This window comes from Actinotignum sp. UMB0459 (assembly GCF_051905915.1).
Taxonomy (GTDB): Bacteria; Actinomycetota; Actinomycetes; order Actinomycetales; family Actinomycetaceae; genus Actinotignum; species Actinotignum sanguinis.
Window position 1 is genome coordinate 177,989 of record NZ_JBQAIK010000014.1, and the last position, 17,348, is coordinate 195,336.

General features: G+C 61.6%; 14 protein-coding genes. 2 read left to right on the forward strand and 12 right to left on the reverse strand.

Annotated features, from left to right (window positions below; translation table 11 throughout):
• Nucleotides 1–319: 319 nt before the first annotated feature.
• The 5 genes from ACTFPK_RS05145 to dapA all read right to left on the reverse strand — a co-directional run bounded on the left by ACTFPK_RS05145 (nt 320) and on the right by dapA (nt 6,706).
• Nucleotides 320–1,501, reverse strand: coding sequence for a glycerate kinase (locus tag ACTFPK_RS05145; protein ID WP_016442124.1), 1,182 nt, complete (start codon nt 1,499–1,501; stop codon nt 320–322).
• A 243-nt stretch (nt 1,502–1,744) separates the two neighbouring features.
• Complete coding sequence (locus tag ACTFPK_RS05150; protein ID WP_026429168.1) at nt 1,745–3,079, reverse strand: enolase C-terminal domain-like protein; 1,335 nt, start codon at nt 3,077–3,079, stop codon at nt 1,745–1,747.
• A gap of 275 nt (nt 3,080–3,354) precedes the next feature.
• The gene (gene garR / locus ACTFPK_RS05155; protein WP_126135608.1) at nt 3,355–4,251 is read right to left on the reverse strand and encodes a 2-hydroxy-3-oxopropionate reductase; all 897 of its coding nucleotides are present in this window, start codon (nt 4,249–4,251) and stop codon (nt 3,355–3,357) included.
• Nucleotides 4,252–4,409: 158 nt separating this feature from the next.
• A complete protein-coding gene (locus tag ACTFPK_RS05160; protein ID WP_274735834.1) occupies nt 4,410–5,771 on the reverse strand; it encodes a gluconate:H+ symporter in 1,362 nt (453 codons plus the stop codon).
• A 47-nt stretch (nt 5,772–5,818) separates the two neighbouring features.
• On the reverse strand, nt 5,819–6,706 hold the full coding sequence (gene dapA, locus ACTFPK_RS05165; protein ID WP_126135610.1) for a 4-hydroxy-tetrahydrodipicolinate synthase: 888 nt from the start codon (nt 6,704–6,706) through the stop codon (nt 5,819–5,821).
• 316 nt (nt 6,707–7,022) lie between these two features.
• Between dapA and ACTFPK_RS05170 the strand changes: the two genes are divergently transcribed.
• Entirely contained in the window at nt 7,023–7,787 is a 765-nt protein-coding gene (locus ACTFPK_RS05170) for an IclR family transcriptional regulator (RefSeq protein WP_126135611.1), read from the forward strand.
• 25 nt (nt 7,788–7,812) lie between these two features.
• Here the strand turns inward: ACTFPK_RS05170 and ACTFPK_RS05175 are convergent, their stop codons facing one another.
• A complete protein-coding gene (locus ACTFPK_RS05175) occupies nt 7,813–8,337 on the reverse strand; it encodes a hypothetical protein (RefSeq protein ID WP_274736460.1) in 525 nt (174 codons plus the stop codon).
• Nucleotides 8,321–8,530 (reverse strand): hypothetical protein, encoded by a 210-nt coding sequence (locus ACTFPK_RS05180; protein WP_274732653.1) that lies wholly within the window; start codon nt 8,528–8,530, stop codon nt 8,321–8,323. The genes ACTFPK_RS05175 and ACTFPK_RS05180 overlap by 17 nt, the downstream gene beginning before the upstream one ends.
• 396 nt (nt 8,531–8,926) lie before the next feature.
• Between ACTFPK_RS05180 and ACTFPK_RS05185 the strand changes: the two genes are divergently transcribed.
• Complete coding sequence (locus tag ACTFPK_RS05185; RefSeq protein WP_274732467.1) at nt 8,927–10,057, forward strand: L-talarate/galactarate dehydratase; 1,131 nt, start codon at nt 8,927–8,929, stop codon at nt 10,055–10,057.
• Nucleotides 10,058–10,181: 124 nt separating this feature from the next.
• Here the strand turns inward: ACTFPK_RS05185 and ACTFPK_RS05190 are convergent, their stop codons facing one another.
• The 5 genes from ACTFPK_RS05190 to ACTFPK_RS05210 form a co-directional block, all read right to left on the reverse strand.
• Nucleotides 10,182–10,508 (reverse strand): hypothetical protein, encoded by a 327-nt coding sequence (locus tag ACTFPK_RS05190; RefSeq protein WP_274732468.1) that lies wholly within the window; start codon nt 10,506–10,508, stop codon nt 10,182–10,184.
• A 317-nt stretch (nt 10,509–10,825) separates the two neighbouring features.
• Nucleotides 10,826–11,716 carry a dihydrodipicolinate synthase family protein gene (locus ACTFPK_RS05195; RefSeq protein ID WP_274732469.1) on the reverse strand — a complete coding sequence of 297 codons (891 nt, stop codon included), beginning with the start codon at nt 11,714–11,716 and terminating at the stop codon, nt 10,826–10,828.
• 221 nt (nt 11,717–11,937) lie between these two features.
• The gene (locus ACTFPK_RS05200) at nt 11,938–13,512 is read right to left on the reverse strand and encodes an L-serine ammonia-lyase (protein WP_274732470.1); all 1,575 of its coding nucleotides are present in this window, start codon (nt 13,510–13,512) and stop codon (nt 11,938–11,940) included.
• A gap of 133 nt (nt 13,513–13,645) precedes the next feature.
• Nucleotides 13,646–14,509, reverse strand: a complete 864-nt coding sequence (locus tag ACTFPK_RS05205; RefSeq protein WP_274732471.1) for a GmrSD restriction endonuclease domain-containing protein — start codon at nt 14,507–14,509, stop codon at nt 13,646–13,648.
• Nucleotides 14,510–14,938: 429 nt separating this feature from the next.
• Nucleotides 14,939–17,278, reverse strand: a complete 2,340-nt coding sequence (locus ACTFPK_RS05210; RefSeq protein WP_439911261.1) for an LPXTG cell wall anchor domain-containing protein — start codon at nt 17,276–17,278, stop codon at nt 14,939–14,941.
• Between the last annotated feature and the right edge of the window lie 70 nt (nt 17,279–17,348).

Below are 17,348 nucleotides of genomic sequence, written 5' to 3' on the forward strand. Positions count from 1 at the left end.
GTACCAGAACTACATTAACTAGATGATTTCCTGTCGTGACGTACCACTTCGTTGCGCCATAACCGGGCCGGCCCTTTCAGACGCGCCCTTCGAGATGCCCCACTCGGCTGGGGCCGGGGTGCAGGCTGCCGGACCCGGTATGTGTTGTCCGGGGTGTACTGCGAATGTCGTACATACGAAGTACAGCTCTGAAAACACCTAGTACCTCCGCCGGTGCTGGTGTGACTCCTGAGGTTCGACTTATGTGATCGCACCCCTCGGCAACACTTGTTTACCCCAGGGGTCATGGATGGTTAATCTAGCTGCCGCCACCGAGAAATTAGGCACGCCGGCCGGCCGCGTAGAGGCGCAAGGCGCGTTCGGCGGCGTTTTCCAGGTTCGCCGCGCCCTCCGCAAGCGCCTCGTCAAGCGTGCAGGGCCGGTCCACAATCGGCACCAAGCCAACGAAGCCGTGTTCGTACAGGTCCTCCACGCCTTCACCGAGTTTCCCCGCGAAAGCAATAATCGGCACGCCGGCAGATTTACCGCCGCTGGGCGTATCACCGGCACCCGCACCGCGCCCGGCACCCGCACCGGCCGCCGCGGCAACCCGCGCCACCCCGGAAAGCGTTTTGCCCATGAGGGTTTGGCGATCCATGGCGCCCTCCCCGGTCAGAACCAGGTCCGCGCCGGCCATCGCCTCTGCTAGCCCCACGGTTTCCATGACCAGATCCACCCCGGATTCCAGGCTGGCCCCCAACAGCAAAAATGCGAAACCGAGCCCGCCGGCCGCCCCCGCGCCCGGCGTCTCCTGCACGTCCATCTTCCCGGCAACGGTCGCGAAATTACGCAGCACCCCGTCCAGGAATTCCACGTCCGCGGGCGAAGCACCCTTCTGCGGCCCGTAAATCGCGGAAGCCCCGCGCTCCCCGAGCAGCGGATTATCCACATCGCAGGCCACCCGGATGGTCACGCCGGCCAGGCGCGGATCCAGGCCGCTGAAGTCCGCCCGCGCCAAGCGCGCCATCTCCGCCGGGGTGGTGCCCAGCTCGGTGGCGGCGTCGTCGTAAAAACGTGCGCCGAGTGCCGCGAGCATCCCGGCCCCGCCGTCGTTCGTGGCGGAACCACCCAGGCCCACCAGAATCTCGGTGGCGCCCTCATCGAGCGCCCGCGCAATAAGCTGCCCCACCCCGGTACTATCCGAGCGGCGAATATCGCGTTCTTCGGGGCGCAACTGGTCCAACCCCACCGCGGCCGCGCTCTCAAAAATGGCGTGCTCCCCCGCGATCGCCAGCTCAGCCGGCACCGTAGCCCCGCGCACCCCGGCCACCGGCAGCGTGATGATCCGGGCGCCCAGTGCATCGGCAATGGCGCGGGCGAAACCTTCCCCGCCGTCCGCCATAGGAATTTCCACGCATTGCGCATCGGGTATAGCCCGCCGCGCCCCGGCCGCGAGCGCCGCGGCCGCGCGGGCCGCCGTCATGGATTCTTTGAAGCTATCGGGGCAGCACACAATTTTCATGGCAGAGCCTTTCACGTCGGTGTCTACAATTTTCGCCGTGCTGAGTCACGCGGATGTTAAAGCTATCGAAACGCTATAGAAAAGCTATCGAAAAAATACGCGGGGCACACGAACGCGAGGAAATGGAGAAAACTCGCGCCCGCGCGCCCCGCGCGATAGGAACACTGGCAGCTTAAAGCCGGTAGCGTGCGGCACGCTAGCGTCAACGCAAACTAGTGTTGCCGCAAGCTACCCGCCTTTTAGTTAGCGGACCAGTGCTGGCTTCTTATTATCGAACTTCCAGCCGGGGATGAGGTACTGCATGCCGATGGCGTCGTTGCGCGCGCCGCCGCCTTCCACCTTCTCCTTGTAGAGTTCGTGCGCCGCGAGGATCTGGTCCATATCCGGCTCGATGCCCAGGCCCGGGCGCTGCGGAATCGTGAGCTTGCCGTCCACGATCTTGAGCGGTTCCTTGGTGAGGCGCTCCACGCCTTCCTGCCAGATCCAGTGGGTGTCCAGGGCGTTGTATTCGCCCGGGGCCGCCGCGCCGCAGTGGGCGATCTGGGCCAGGGAGATATCGAAGTGGTTATTGGAGTGGCAGCCCCAGGTCATGCCCATATCGTGGCAGAGCTGGGCCACGCGCACCGAGCCGCGCATCGTCCAGAAGTGCGGGTCGGCCAGCGGGATGTCCACGGATTGCAAGGTCAGCGAGTGGGTCATCTGGCGCCAATCGGTATTGACCATATTGGTGGCGGTGGGCAGGCCGGTGGCCTTGCGGAACTCGTTGAGGATTTCACGGCCGGAGAAGCCGTTTTCCGCACCGCAGGGATCCTCGGCGTAGGTGAGGATGCCGACCTTGTCCTTGCACAGCTCGATGGCTTCCTTGAGGGACCACGCGCCGTTGGGGTCGAGGGTGATGCGGGCCTCGGGGAAGCGTTCCTTGAGGGCCACAATCGCCTTCATTTCTTCGGCGCCTTCGAGCACGCCGCCCTTGAGCTTGAAGTCCTGGAATCCGTAGAGATCGTGGGTGGCTTCCGCGAATTTCACGATCGCTTCGGGGGTGAGGGCTTCTTCGTGGCGGATGCGGTACCATTCCACATCCGAATCCTTTTCGCGCAGGTAGGGCAGGTCCGTCTTATCCGGATCGCCCACGTAGAAGAGGTAGCCGAGCGCGCGCACCTGATCGCGCTGCTGGCCTTCGCCCAGGAGCGCGGCCACCGGCACGTTGAGGAACTGGCCGAAGAGGTCCAGGGTGGCCGCTTCCAGCGCGGTCACGGCGTGGACGGTGGTGCGCAGGTCGAAGGTCTGGAGGCCACGCCCGCCGGCATCGCGGTCCGCGAAGCGTTCGCCCACCTCACGCAGGAAATTGTTGTAATCGGCCAGGGAGCGCCCCAGCACGATATCCTTGGCGTCCTCGATGGTGCGAGTGATCTTCTCACCACCGGGAACTTCACCGATACCAACGTTTCCGCTGGAATCTTCCATGACCACCACGTTGCGGGTGAAGTAGGGGCCGTGCGCGCCGGAGAGGTTGAGTTCCATGCAATCATGGCCGGCAACCGGGTAAACATCAATCTTCTTAATTGTGGGAACTGACATCGTTGTCTTTCTTCTTTGGGCGCTGCGCGGATGCTGTGTGCCGCGCAGCGCGGTTGGTCGGAGTAGCAGAGTATGTGCGGTTATGTGTAGGTGCGGTGTTCTGGTGGGGTGCGGCTGCGCTACGCGCGGTTTTACGACGACGCCGCTAGCTGGCCGCCGGCCGGCCGGTCAGGAGAACTTCCTTTCCGGCCGGTCCGGCCGCGCTCGGTTCCAGCCAGGCGCGGCTCGGAGTCACACGGCCGCGGCCAGCTGGTCAGTTACGGCCAGCGGGTGCTTTACTCGGGCAGGCCCGGGTGCAGCTCGATATTCGCGAGCTTCTCGTAGAAGCGCACGAGGGAGGAGTGGTCCTCACCGGCATGGTCATCACCTTCGAGCACCGACATCATCTCGCGCACCTGGGCGGTGAGCGGAAGCGCGGAATTGACCCCGTGGCCGGTGTCCATAACGTTGTTGAGGTCCTTGATATGCAGGTTGATGCGGAAGCCCGGCTTGAAATTGCGGGCCAGCATCATGGGAACCTTGGCGTCCATCACCGTGGAACCGGCCAGTCCGCCGCGGATAGCGCGGTACACGGCTTCCGGATCCACCCCGGCCTTCTGGGCCATGGTGAACGCTTCGGCGCAGGCGGCAATATTGATCGCCACGATGGCCTGGTTGGCCAGCTTGGCAATATTGCCGGCGCCGATGGGACCCACGTAGGTAACGTCCCCAGCCATCACGCCGAGCACGTCCTTGACCTCGTTGAAGAGCTCTTCTTCGCCGCCGACCATCACGGACATGGTGCCGTCAATGGCCTTCGGCTCACCGCCGGAAACCGGTGCGTCCAGCATCCGCACGCCGGCCTTTTCCAGGCCCGCGGCCACCTCGCGCGAGGCGAGGGGCGCGATGGAGGACATATCAACGTAGATGAGCCCTTCGCGAGCGCCTTCGATAATGCCACCTTCGCCCAGGGCCACCGCCTTGACGTGGGGGGAATTCGGAAGCATGGTGATGACCAGGTCGGCCTTCTCCGCCGCTTCCTTACCGTTCGCAACGGCGGTCGCTCCGGCTTCCACCACGTCGGCAACGGCTTCGGCATTGTGGTCGTTCACGTAGAGTTCGTGCCCGGCCTTGAGGAGGTTCTTCGCCATGGGCTTGCCCATAATGCCAAGACCGATAAATCCGATCTTCATGGAGTTTTTCCTTCCTTTTTGTATGATCGTCAGGTTGGTGTTTCCAACGGGCGGAGCGTTTCACGTGGGGTGGGGCGCTCCGTTTCTTTGCGCACCGTTTCCTCGCGGGGTTGGGGCGACGCCGCAGCTGCGCCGTCGTACCCCTTCCCGGAGAAGTATTAGGCCGGAACCACCAGGCTCAGCAGCAGGCAGGCACCCAGGCCGAGCACGGAGAGCAGCGAGGTGTAGGTGGTGCGGACCTTAATGGTTTCCGCCACCGAGAGCCCGAGGAATTCCTTGAACATCCAGAACCCGGGGTCGTTCACGTGCGAGGCCATAATGGAACCGCACGCGGTTGCCAGGGTCATGATTTCGGGGCTCACCCCGCCACCGGCGATCATCGGCACCGCGATACCGGCCGCGGCCACCACGGCCACCGAGGCCGAACCGAGGGCCACGCGCATGAGCGCGGCGATAAGCCAGGCGATGATAATCGGGGAGAGGCTGAGGTTCTCGGTAATGGAGAGAATGTAATCGGAAATGCCACCGTTCTTGAGCACGGCCGCGAAGGCGCCGCCACCACCGATGATGAAGACAATCATCGCGATGGACTTCACCGAAGCCGCGCAGGAAGCCATGATCTTATCCATGGGCACCTTGCGGACCAGGCCGAAGTAGGCCACGGCCACGAGGAGGGAGAGCATGAGGGCGAACCAATCGTGCCCGATGAAGGCCATTACCTTGGTGACCGCGTGCTCGTGCCCCAGGGTCACCTCGAGGATGGCGTGCCCGCCGATGAGGATAACCGGGAGGGCGGTGATGCACAGCGAGGCCCAGAAGCCCGGCATTTCTTCGTCGGTCCATTCCTTTTCATTGACCAGGCCGGCCGGCGGGCGGGCGGTCACAGACTTGACGAAGGGCAGGCGCGGCCACATGATCGCGACCACGGCACCCAGCGGAATGGCGAAGAGGAGGCCGTACAGCATGGTCAGGCCGATGGAGGCGTCGTACATATTCGCCACGGCCGAGGGGCCCGGGTGGGGCGGGAGGAAGGAGTGCATCGTGGACAGCGCGATTGCCATGGGCATCGCCAGCCACATAACCGGGATCTTGTAGGCCCGGCACACGGCGAAGACGATGGGGATGATGATGACGAAGGCGGTCTCGTAGAAGAGAACGACGCCGACGAGGAAGGACACGATCACAATCGCGAGCTGGGAGTGCTTGATCCCGAACTTGTTAATCATGGTGGTGGCGAGGCGGTTCGCCGCGCCCATATCCGCCATGAAAACGCCGAGCATGGCGCCGAAGCCGAGGAGCAGCACGAGTTTACCGGTCTGCCCGCCCACACCCGATTGGATGACGTCAAGGAGTCCCTTGACTTTCTCACCCTTGTCGTCAACGGTGGCCAGGAGAGGCATACCCTGCGCCATGCCCACCACGACCGAGACGATGACGAGGGCAATAAAGCCATTCATCTTCAGCACGATCATGAGGAACAGGAGCAGCGCAATGCCAAGTGCGAGGATTACTAGTGGCATGGTTTTTCCTTAGTTTCCAATCTCATCACTGAGATAGCCGGATACGGCTAGATATTGGTGACCGCTTCGACGGCCTTTTCGAGCGCCGGGCGGAATTCGGGGGCAAGTTCACGGGCCGGTGCGAAGCAGTAACCCGCTTCCACACCCGCCATACGCAGGCCTTCCTTGAGAACCACCGGGAAGGTGGCCACGTCTACGAGGTTGCGCAGCGGCGAGAGCGCATTTTGCAATTCGAGGGCGCGTTCGCGGTTGCCGGCGCGGTATTCGTTGTAAATGCTGGAGACGAGCTTGGGCGCAATATTCGCGGTGGAGGCGATGGCGCCGGCGGCCCCCAGGCACAGGGCCGGGTAGATGAGGGTATCGCGGCCCATAATGACGTCGAAGTCATCGGGGAGCTCGCGGATGTAATCCCCGGTGAGCGTCATATCGCCGGCGGAATCCTTGATGCCGATGATATTGGGGACGTTCACGAGTTCGCGCATGGTGCTGAGCGCTACCGGAACCTTGGTGCGGCCCGGGTTGGAGTACACCAGGATGGGCAGATCGGTTTCTGCCGCGATGTTCTTGTAGTGTTCGACCAGTTCAGACTGGGTGGGGGTCATGAAGTAGGGGGTGAGGACCGAAAGGGCGGAAACTCCACCAACTTCCTGGACCATATGGGCGGTTTTAATGCAATCGCGCGTGGTAATTTCCGAGGCGCCGGCGTAGACCGGTACCCGGCCATTGGCCTGTTCCACGGCGATTTCAACAACGCGGCGCTTCTGGTCATTATCAAGACCGTAGATTTCACCGGAGCTGCCGAGCACGAAAATACCGTGCACGCCGTTGGTGATCGTGTAGTCGATGACGTCGCGCAGACCCTGCTCCAGCAAGTTTCCTTCGCGATCTAGAGGTGTGACGAGAGCGGGAATCACGCCTTCTGCATGGAACTCCATAGTTCTCCTTGGTTGCGGCTTCAGTTTCGACTTCGCCAGCGAAACCGAAACTTTGTGGACAGTCAGCTACGTATGTAGACACTAGTATTAAAACGCGGTTTTGAAACTACAGGGTGGGACTAACGTCTGAGCTATGTAGGGCAACACAGGTGTTCCGCGGCGCAGTTCCGGGGAACTTGTTGCGGTGTCCTTTACTATGGAACCTAGAGAAATGAAAGAAATTATCGTGGTACCGTGGCACCCCTGAGGTACCCCACAGCGCGCGGCTTTCCGCCAGGCGCCGTGGTACCACGGCTTACGAAGGTGTTGGATCCGTTTGAGAGCTACAAGCACAACCGGCGGCGGTGTTCGCCCCGTCAAATCTGCCTCGCGCACCGTTGACCTGCTCGAATTCCTCGGCAGGCGCATTGCCGACCCCCCGCGCTTGGCAGAGATTTGCGCGGAGTTAGATGCGCCACGTTCCTCCACCTACGCGCTGCTGCGCACCCTCATCGACGCCGAATGGGTGCAGGCCACCTCCACGGATCGCTACATGCTGGGCATTCGCGCCCTGACCGTAGGCACCGCCTATATCGATGCCGATCCGTACGTGCGAATCGTGCGCCCGATCCTTGTGGATCTGGCAAAAGAGCACGGGGAAACCTTCCATATGGGCCGTTTCGATAACGCGGAAATCGTGTATCTCCTCACCCAGCAATCCGACCGTTCCACTCGCACTTATTCGCGCGTGGGGCGCCGCCTGCCCGCGGCGGCCACCGGGCTGGGCAAGGCCGTGCTGGCTCACCGCCCCGCAGATATCCCGGAGGAACTGGTGGCCTTGACGGAGCGAACTATCACCTCAGAAGCGCAGCTGCGCAAGGCCCTCACGGAGACCGCCGCGCGCGGTTACGCTATCGATAATGAGGAAAATACCCTCGGCCTGCATTGCGTGGCATTTTCTCTCCCCTACGAAAGCCCGGTGCGCGACGCCATTTCCTGTTCTATCCCCAGCGCGCGCTGGAGCGCGGAGCGTGAAGCGGAGATCGCGGCAGCCATGCGCACCGCGGTTAATCGCATCCTCGATTCCGCGCCGATTGCGTAGCACGGAGAAGAATGGGATGGGTGGTTCACGTTTCGAGAGCTTCGAGTGCAAGGCAGGGCCGGAACCTGCGCCCACCCACCGGGAAATGAACATTGGCAATACGAGGAGTGCGGGCCGCGTTCTTGATGCGCCGGCGTGCCCGGCGGGAATGATGACCGCTCAGGAGCAAAGCGTGCATCCATTCATCGCCGTGCGAATGTATCTGGATATGCGCGCAGGGAATAGTTGAGCGTGGTGAGCGAATGTAATCCCAGCGTACTAGAGGCTCTTTTCCTTCGTGTCCGCGGATCACTGAAAATGTTGATTGATCGACCGTGAGAAAACCACTCTCCGGATCGAGAAAAACTCGATAGTCAAATAGCACAAGCAGGTTGTGTGGAAAAGCTATGCGGCCACTGATTCGCTTTCCAGGTGCTTCACTCAGCACCACCGACTCGATACTTACTGAAGAATTTTCATCTAGAAAACTGCTTATCTTTCCGAGGTGGTCAGCAAATCTTTCGGCCTGGAACTCTAGGCTTCCACCTGGATGATCACGGTTCTCGACCATAGCGAGCCAACTTCTCGAAGTAATCTAATCCGTCCAATTCGAAATAGAGCTTCGCTTCTTTTTCGCCGAGCAGGTAGTTATCAGCGCGTAGGTCGAATTCTTCCCGGGTCATCCTGACTTCGCGCAGAATCTCCTCTTTCCGCGCCAGAATTTCTTCCAGCGAGGTGTAGGTTCGCCCGATAATGACTGTCATAGTGGTCACCTCCGTCCTTCTCCGCCATTCTCGCATGGCGTGGAAGCGTAAAAAAGACCTAGGTAACGCCTTGTGGACAAGGATGACGTTTGCGGATTCTGTGGATAACTTCGATACCGCTGCCACTACCTATCCCGGGCAATCTCGCTGTTCTCATCCGCCAGTTTCGAAAACCTGACTAACTTGAACCAACTCAGACCTAACGACGACGGCGCCACCTGGCTTTCTCCCTATTGGCCGCGAAGGTGCACCACCTGGGGACTTATGTCACACTTGGCGCGGTCTACATGTGTAGATACTTGTATTGCCGGTAAGTAGGCTGACGCCGTGTGTGCACCGCCGCACGGGTGCCTTTCCGGCATATCTCAGGCAGACCCCAAGGCAAAGGAGCATATTGTGAGCCGGGATACCATCGCACACGTGAAGCTTTCCCACGTTATTTTGCCACTGAACAACCCGATTTCTGACGCAAAGGTGTTCACCGGGCGGCAAAAGCCCATGACGGAGGTGAATTTCCTCTTCTGCGAAATCGAAACAACCGACGGCCATTCCGGAGTCGGTTTTTCATATTCGAAACGAGCGGGTGGGCCAGCCCAATTCGCCCACGCCTCCGAGGTGGCCGATAACCTTATCGGAGAAGATCCCAATGATATTGACCGGCTGCGGGTGAAGCTGCTGTGGGCCGGGGCTTCGGTGGGGCGCAGCGGGGTGGCGGTGCAGGCCATCGCCGCCATTGATGTGGCCCTGTGGGATTTGAAGGCGAAGCGGGCCGGGCTGCCGCTCTCCAAGCTTATTGGTGCCCACCGCGACTCCATCCGCACGTACAACACTTCCGGTGGTTTCCTTTCCTCGCCGCTAGAGGAAGTGATCGAAAATGCGCTGGCCTCGAAGGAGCGGGGCATTGGCGGTATCAAGATCAAGGTGGGCCACCCGGATCACCAGGTGGATTACACCCGCGTCAAGGCGGTGCGCGAGGCCCTGGGCGATGATTTCCCGCTTATGGTTGATGCGAATCAGCAGTGGGATCGCCCCACCGCGAACCGCATGTGCGAGTGGCTGGAAGAATTCAACCTGGTGTGGATTGAGGAACCGCTGGATGCCTACGATTACGAAGGGCACGCGGAGCTTGCGCGGCGTTTCATCACCCCGATTGCTACCGGTGAGATGCTCGCTTCGGTGGCCGAACACGTCAAGCTCATCGAGAACCATTCCTGCGATTTCATCCAGCCGGACGCCCCGCGCGTGGGTGGCGTATCGGAATTCCTCAAGCTGACGAAGCTGGCCGAGCATGCCGGGCTGCAACTCGCCCCGCATTTCGCCATGGAGATCCACTCCCACCTGGCGGCCACCTACTCCTTGGAGCCGTGGGTGGAGCACTTCACCTGGCTGGATCCGCTCTTCAATGAGCATATGGAAATCAAGGACGGCCGCATGATCGTTTCTGACCGTCCCGGCCTGGGCGTGACACTTTCCGACCAGCTGCGCGCCTGGACGGTTAATACTTTCGAAGTAGGCCAGCGGCCCTAACGGGAACTTGCCCTCATAATTGATCGGCAACAATGGCCATGCCGATATGGGCAATGGTGATCTATGAGCCGAAAACTGGGGCGTGATTGGCGGCCGTACGCTGACAATCACGCCCCAGGGTGTACTAATTTTCGCTTCCTATAGCGAGGTTTTCTCTCCGATATTTATAGCCGACCATGTAGCCCACCACAAGGATAACCACGGCAAATTGCGTCCATGACGAATTCTGTATTACCAGCAGCGCTATTGCACTTGCCATATAGAATCCCGCGTGGAGGATTTCCGTGAGACCTTCCCGCCGCCGCCAAGAAAAACTCCACAATGCTAAGAGAACCAGCAGGACGGTCTCGAGAACAACCGGGATATCAGTCCATTCGCCCTGCTTGAGATTGGCAGCGAGAAAGATGAGGATTCCACCCCACATCCCTTCTGGGAATATGCGCCACCACATGACTCGCCTCCTTATCTCACGGCGCCTCAATTTTCACTTCGCTCAGAGTTACATCATCATCGACGCAACTGGTCGAAATTGTTGCCGAGAAGCGTATCTCACATTAGATACATTATTAACATACACTTCAGTCCAATATTTACGCAACAATTCAATTTGCGGGTGGGTGAAGATGGTGCTGAATATTTCCCGGGCCGCGGCGCGGGCAAGGAACACGGTGGCCGGCTGGCCCCGGGGTGGGCGGATTTTCCGCCCACCCCGGGCGTCGTCGTATTTAATGCGTGGTATTTAATACGCGGTATTTCATGCGTGCGTATTTATGCGCGCACCTCGCGTAGCAGCGCCGCGATTTTCTCCGAATCCTCCACGCTCAACGGCACCTGCGGGGCACGCATCAACGGCGAGCACTCCACCCCGCACAAACGCACCCCCTCCTTAATCGCAGCAATGAAAATATCACCGATCTCATACACCGCAGCCAAACGAGTAATCTTCCCCAACTCAACAGCCGCCCCCGCAACGTCTCCAGCCTCATAAGCCGCATGCATCGCCGCGAAAACCTCAGGGATAAGATTCGTCAAGCCAGAGAGCACCCCAGCCCCACCACACACCCGATTCCCAATGTAATACTCATCAAAACCAGAAAGCACCGCGAAATCCGCACGCACCTTCCGCACCTCACGAATCACCCGCCGCGTATGACTCTGCGTATCCACCGTATCCTTAAGCGCCACAATATTCGCGTGCCGGCCAGCCAACTCCGCCACCAACTCCGGACTCAAATCCGCACCCGTACGCTCCGGGAAGTTATAAAGCATCACCGGCAGCTGCGTCGCACCCGCAACCGCATCATAAAAATCAAGCGCCCGCCCGTACGAATGCCCGAAATAGAACGGCGGAAGAGCAACCACACCATCAACCCCGGCCGCCTCAGCTGCGGCGATATTCTCCAGCACCTCACCCAGCCGGGCCGCACTCACCCCGGCCAACACCTGGAAGCGCCCCGCGGCCTGCTTGACCGCAAACTTCAAGAACTCGGCCTTCTCCTCGGTGGCAAAGGAGAAAAACTCCCCGATCGAACCGAAGAAAAGCACCCCGTTGAGCCCGGACTCGGCAAGACGATCAATATGGGCAGCCATCGCCGGATAATCAATCGCACCCGAATCATCGATCAACGTGACCGACGGGCAATACACACCAGAAAACATTCCAACCCCTTGTCAGTGGCGCGCGGCCAGCTACCCCGAATGGGCAGCATGCCGCGGCAGCCGTTCATATCTCTATTATGGAACTAAGTTCCGCCTAATGGGACTGCGCAGGGCTTGCGCTACGTCACATTTCAGGAGTGCTCCGGCTAGTTTCGGACCCCGCACCGGGCAATTTTGCGCCCCCTTCGCACAGTTTCACCTAGCGCCGCGGACCGGGCCCGCTAGCACTCCACCACATTGACGGCGAGCCCGCCCTCCGAGGTCTCTTTATATTTGGAAAGCATATCCATCCCGGTTTGGCGCATAGTTTCCACCACGGTATCGAAGGAGACGGTGTGGGAGCCGTCGCCCCACAGCGCGATATAGGCCGCATTAATGGATTTGACTGCCGCCATGGCATTGCGTTCGATGCACGGGATTTGCACCAGACCGCCCACCGGATCGCAGGTGAGGCCGAGGGAGTGCTCCATAGCAATTTCCGCTGCGTTTTCCACCTGGGCCGGGGTGCCGCCCAGGGCCTCCGCGAAACCTGCGGCCGCCATCGCGGAGGCTGAACCAACCTCCCCTTGGCAGCCCACTTCCGCCCCGGCAATGGACGCATTCGTTTTAATAATGCCGCCGATGGCCGCCCCGGCCAGCAAGAAGTTATACATCCCCTCGCGGGTGGCACCGGGCACAAAACGTTCATAGTACGTGAGGACCGCGGGAACGACGCCGGCCGCGCCGTTCGTCGGCGCGGTGACAATCCGGTGGCCGGCCGCATTTTCTTCGTTGATGGCCAGGGCGAAAAGATTGACCCACCCGAGCGCTTCCAGCTGATCCGCACGGTGCCCCGCCGCGGTTTTTTCTTCCAGCTCGCGGGCCAGCCCGGGGGCGCGCCGCTTCACGCGCAGCCCGCCCGGAAGAGTGCCCTCCGTGGCAATACCGGCTTTAATGGCCTCGCCCATAACCGCGTGTACCCGATCCATATGAGCAATAACGGACCGGTGCGGGCGCAGCGCGGTTTCGTTAGCGAGCGCGAGTTCGGAGATGCGCATGCCCGTTTCGGAACAGAGCTCCAGCAGCCGGGCGGCGGTGAAAAATGGGTAGGGGACAGCGGTCTGGGCGGCGTCGGCCTGTTCTTCGGTGGCGAGTGGCGCCACCCGCGGTTCTGCCGGATCGCCCAGTTCTTCCATCACGAAACCGCCACCCACCGAATAATAGGTGTGTTCGGCAAGGAGCTCCTCGCCCGCCCAGGCGCGCAGCGTCAGCGCATTAACGTGGTAGGGCAAAATATCGCGGGGGCGGAAAATAATATCGCGTTCACGCACGAACGGTGTGGGGGCGAAACCGGGCACGGTGAGCGTCCCGGAGGTGTCGATAGCGGCTTCCATACCGTCCACCACCGCGATAGACACATTTTCCGGGCTGTAGCCGGATAGCCCCAGAAGCACCGCGCGGTCGGTATTATGCCCGCGTCCGGTGGCGGCCAGGGAACCGAAAAGATCCACGCGCAGGCTCGTGATGCGAGCGCCCGGCGCGCGGGCGGCCAGCAGCGTTGCGAAATGCAGCCCGGCGCGCATGGGTCCCACGGTATGCGACGACGACGGGCCTATCCCCACCCGGAACATATCGCAGACGCCCAGGGGATTCGCGCGGTTTTCCTCCTCCCCGGATTCCCCGGTGGTGGTTTCGCCGGCGAGGATAGCGGCCGGGAGGGCCGCGCGCGGGGTGGCGGTGGGACGTTCGCTGAGGGAGACCGGAAGGGTATGCGCGGCGTCGTCGAAATCGGGGTTGAGCCGTAAACGCGAGGTCATACATGTCCTTCCGGTTGCTGGTGACGCACCGTTTGTGATCATACGGCAAGCGGCCGGGAGCTGCGCGCCCCCGGCCACTTTTGTGCCGCGCCGCGGGTGCCGGCGCGATCACCGTTATGTTAATTATTACTTGTTACTTGCCTGCCGGGCCTTCCCAACCGGGGACCAGCTGGTTCGGGCAGGTCTGGAGGTACTGGGCGAAAGCATCGTGTTCGGCCTGGGTGACGGTCAGCCCGTAGGTGGCCTTCACGCCGATCTGGCGCGCCACATATTGGCAGGTGAAGTTCTTATTCGCGGGGACCCATTCGGCGGCGGAACGCCCGGCCTTCTCCTTGGCCTGGTCCGCGGAGACTGCCTGCATATTGCGCGGGTCGCTGGCGAAGGCGGCGCGCTGCTCGTCCGTGAACTGGTTGGCGCCCGAAGCCCAGGCGTTATCGAGGCTGACGATGCGGTCCACCACCACGGTCTTGGTTCCCGCTTCGGGCCGCGCGTAGTCAACCATATTCCCGGTGTAGCTATCCACCAGGGTGCCGTAGGCGATGCCGCACCCGGAGGTGCCGGGTTGCACGCCGACGTTCACGAGGTCGCGGCGCAGCACGTCCGTGTAGACGTTACATGCGTCTTCGTTTGCCTCGGCGGCATCGGGACCGAACTTCGCCGGATCGGCCTTGTCGGTGGCGGAAGGTTCGGCAACGGTCAGGGTACCGAGAAGTTCGGTTGCGCTTTGCGGGTGCGCCGGGTTGGGGATAACGGCCGGGAGCTTTTCCGGCGGGGTTTCCGAAGCGGCGGGAGTGACGACGGCGGAGCTAGCAGCCGGAGCTGCGGAGCTGGCCGCGGGAGCGGAGGTGGCTGCCGCCTCATCACTACTCTTGGTGCATGCCCCCATCATCCCCGCAAGAATCGCCAAGGACCCCATGGCGGCAACGCACTTCGCGAGCGAGGTGCGGGCGGTGGTGGATGCGCCGTGGCCGGCGCTGCCAAAACTAGTGCGTGGCATGACTTCCTTCTCTTTTCGTTCTCTTTCGGATAGATCAAAGTCGTACGGCGCCAAAACGCCGCGTGACAATGGTAGACGCGCTATCGCACGGATTCAAAAGTGGAACGCATGGTGAAATACCTGGTGGACGTGGTGGATGGGGCGCAGGGCGGTGGTGGTATCCTGCGGGCTGGTTTGCGCGGCGGGGTGGGCGCGTAGTGCGACGGCGCGGCGGAACCCGGCGCGAGGCTTGTATCGCGCGGTCTCCGCCTTGCCGGACCCGCGCGGGCAGGCATATATGTGTTTCGAGCTGTACTGCATCCGTAACACAATCGAAGTACAGCCGTGAAAACAAGGTGCCCCGCCCGGAGCCAGAAGTGATACTGGCCGGGCGGAGCACCTATTCGCAACACGTGGCATCACGCGCTGCCACCTAATGCCTACACGCCCTTACTTCACCGCATGCCGCGCGCGAGAACGACCGAAAGCCACCGCGCCGCCGGCCACCAGCAGCAGCGTAGCTGCACCGATAGCGCCGCTCATATCGCTTCCGGTTTCGGGGAGCTTCTGCGTGGGAGCCGCGTTCATCGCCACAGCTCGCTTTGCGGTAGTCGTTTTATTCCCTGCCGCGGAATGCTTCGCCGCGGGATTGCCGGAAGGCTGGGGCGACGACGGTGCATCAGGCGCCTGCCCCGGCTTCTGCTCCGGAGTTGGGGCCTGCTGACGGGCCAATTCCAGATCTCGCTGGGCGACCTGCAAGGCAAGGTTGGCCGCGGTCAGCTGCTGTTGTGCCTCCTCCTGGGCTTTCAACGCAACCTCTTCCGCTTCACGAGCCGCCTCGAGCGCGAGCGTCGCCTTACCGTGAGCTTCCTGGGCGCTTTGCAGTGCGCCTTCAGCGGCCCGTGCCTTCTCCGTAGCTAGCCGAACATCCCACTGCCGTTCGTCGTGCTCATTCGAAGCATTGGCCAGTCGGGTTAGCGTGGCCTGGCGTTCAGCGGCGGTGGCACGCGCAGCGTTGAGAGTGCGCAGCGCTTCCGCAGCCGCTTCACGCGCCTTATCCGCGACAGCCTTCGCACGAGCCGCCGCCTCCTTGGCAGCCTTCGCAGCGGCCTGCGCCGCGGTCATATCCTTTTCGGCCTTTGCGAGCCTCTCAGTAGCCTGTGCCCAGGTGGGTTCGAGCTCCGCGACGCGTTCCTTGAGCGCACTCACCTTCTTGGTAGCATCGCTGGCCGTCTTATTAGCTGCATCGCGCTTGCCCTCCGCTTCGCGTACCGGAGCTTCGGCTTGCTCAAGCGCTTTTTGCTGGGCGGCAACAGCGGCATTCATTTTCTCTTCCGCGGCTACCCGAGCCTCCTGCGCGGAGGCATATTCTTTCGCCACCGCCATTGCTTTTTTGCTAGTCTTTTCGGACTCCGCCTTCGCAGCCTCAAGCTCCTTAGCCCGCTGTTCCGCCGCGGTCGTCGCCAGCTGTACTTGCCGCTCCGCTTCTTCCTTTGCGGTTACGGCCTTCTGATGCTCATCTTTTTTCTGCCGCGTTTCTTCGCGCGCTGCTGCCAACTTTGCTTCAGCCTCTCGATGCGCCGCTTTCGCTTCTTCAAGAGCCTGCTGCTTTTGTGCAGTCACCTTCTCTGCGTCAGCAACTTTTTGCTTCATGGTAGCTAGAAGGTCCTTCACATCTTCCGGATCCATCTTTTCGAGATTTTTGAGCTGTTCGCGCTTCATCTTCTCGATCTTTTGCGCATCCGCTAGCGCAGCCTCGGCGTCTTTCTCGGCAGCTTGCTTTTCGGTCACCTGAACACTAAGAGGTCCCTCAGCCTGCTCAAGCTTCTTGGCCTCGGCGTCCAGTTCCGTCACCACACGCTCAGCTTCCGCCTTGGCCTTCTCCGCTTCAGTCGCGGCCTTCTTTGCCGCCTGATCCGCTTCAGTAGCAGTCACCATTGCGTCTTGTGCCTTGCTGGCCACCTCAGCGGCGGCATCCTTCTCCGCTTCCTTTTGCTTAACAGCTTCCTGAGCAGCGCGCACAGCATCCGATTCCTTGCGGACCTTCGCAACTTCAGCCGCGAGCACCTCATCGCGTTTGGCCTTCGCCTGTTCCAACTCCGCCTCGGCCTGCACAAGCGCTTCCAGCGCCGCGCTTTCCTGCTGCTTAAGCTGCGCTACTTCCTTGCCGAGCCGTTCCTTCTCCGAACGAGCCGCCGCATCCGCCTCGCGCGCCTTCGTTACCGCGTCACCGGCCGCCTGCGCAGCCGCGGCCTTTTCCTTAAGCTCAGCTTCTTTTCCGGCGACGCCGCCCGCGGCTTGCCGCGCGGCCACTTCCGCTTTCTCGTAGGCAATCTGCGCGGCGGCAGCTTGGTCGGCGGATTCTTGGGCTTTATCAGCCGCCTGCCGGAGCTGGCCCTTCGCAGCCTTCCCCGCCTCGCTCACCTGATCCGCTGCCTGCTGGGCGGCTTCTGCCGCTTTTGTGGCATCTGCGAACTGCTTTTCGCTCTGTGCCACGCCAGCTTCGGTTTGCGCTGCCGCAGCTTCCGCTTCCGCAGCCTTCTTTTTCGCTTCAGCGGAAGCTGCGGTGAGTCGATCAACGTCGGCTTGGCGCGCCGCCACTGTTTCTTGGGCAGCCGCCACGTTCTTTTCCGCTTCGGCAAGGCCGGGCGCGGGGCGCGCGGCGGTAGCCGCGCGGGCGTCGTCGTTATTCTGCACCGGCTGCGCAATGGCTGCGCCGGCCGGCAGCAGTGCCACCGCGACTCCCGCGGTGAGAGCGGCGGCGAGGGCTCGGTGAGTATGGGTCCTCATGGTCATCCTTTCGAGGAAATGCATCCGGGCGAGACTGGCCCTGTGCCAGCTCTGCTGTGTGATGCGATAA

Coding starts and splice junctions, on each gene's coding strand:
- ACTFPK_RS05145 (WP_016442124.1), bottom strand. CDS start 1,501: ATGAAAATTGTGTGCTGCCCCGATAGCTTCAAAGAATCCATGACGGCG.
- ACTFPK_RS05150 (WP_026429168.1), bottom strand. CDS start 3,079: ATGTCAGTTCCCACAATTAAGAAGATTGATGTTTACCCGGTTGCCGGC.
- garR (WP_126135608.1), bottom strand. CDS start 4,251: ATGAAGATCGGATTTATCGGTCTTGGCATTATGGGCAAGCCCATGGCG.
- ACTFPK_RS05160 (WP_274735834.1), bottom strand. CDS start 5,771: ATGCCACTAGTAATCCTCGCACTTGGCATTGCGCTGCTCCTGTTCCTC.
- dapA (WP_126135610.1), bottom strand. CDS start 6,706: ATGGAGTTCCATGCAGAAGGCGTGATTCCCGCTCTCGTCACACCTCTA.
- ACTFPK_RS05175 (WP_274736460.1), bottom strand. CDS start 8,337: ATGGTCGAGAACCGTGATCATCCAGGTGGAAGCCTAGAGTTCCAGGCC.
- ACTFPK_RS05180 (WP_274732653.1), bottom strand. CDS start 8,530: ATGACAGTCATTATCGGGCGAACCTACACCTCGCTGGAAGAAATTCTG.
- ACTFPK_RS05190 (WP_274732468.1), bottom strand. CDS start 10,508: ATGTGGTGGCGCATATTCCCAGAAGGGATGTGGGGTGGAATCCTCATC.
- ACTFPK_RS05195 (WP_274732469.1), bottom strand. CDS start 11,716: ATGTTTTCTGGTGTGTATTGCCCGTCGGTCACGTTGATCGATGATTCG.
- ACTFPK_RS05200 (WP_274732470.1), bottom strand. CDS start 13,512: ATGACCTCGCGTTTACGGCTCAACCCCGATTTCGACGACGCCGCGCAT.
- ACTFPK_RS05205 (WP_274732471.1), bottom strand. CDS start 14,509: ATGCCACGCACTAGTTTTGGCAGCGCCGGCCACGGCGCATCCACCACC.
- ACTFPK_RS05210 (WP_439911261.1), bottom strand. CDS start 17,278: ATGAGGACCCATACTCACCGAGCCCTCGCCGCCGCTCTCACCGCGGGA.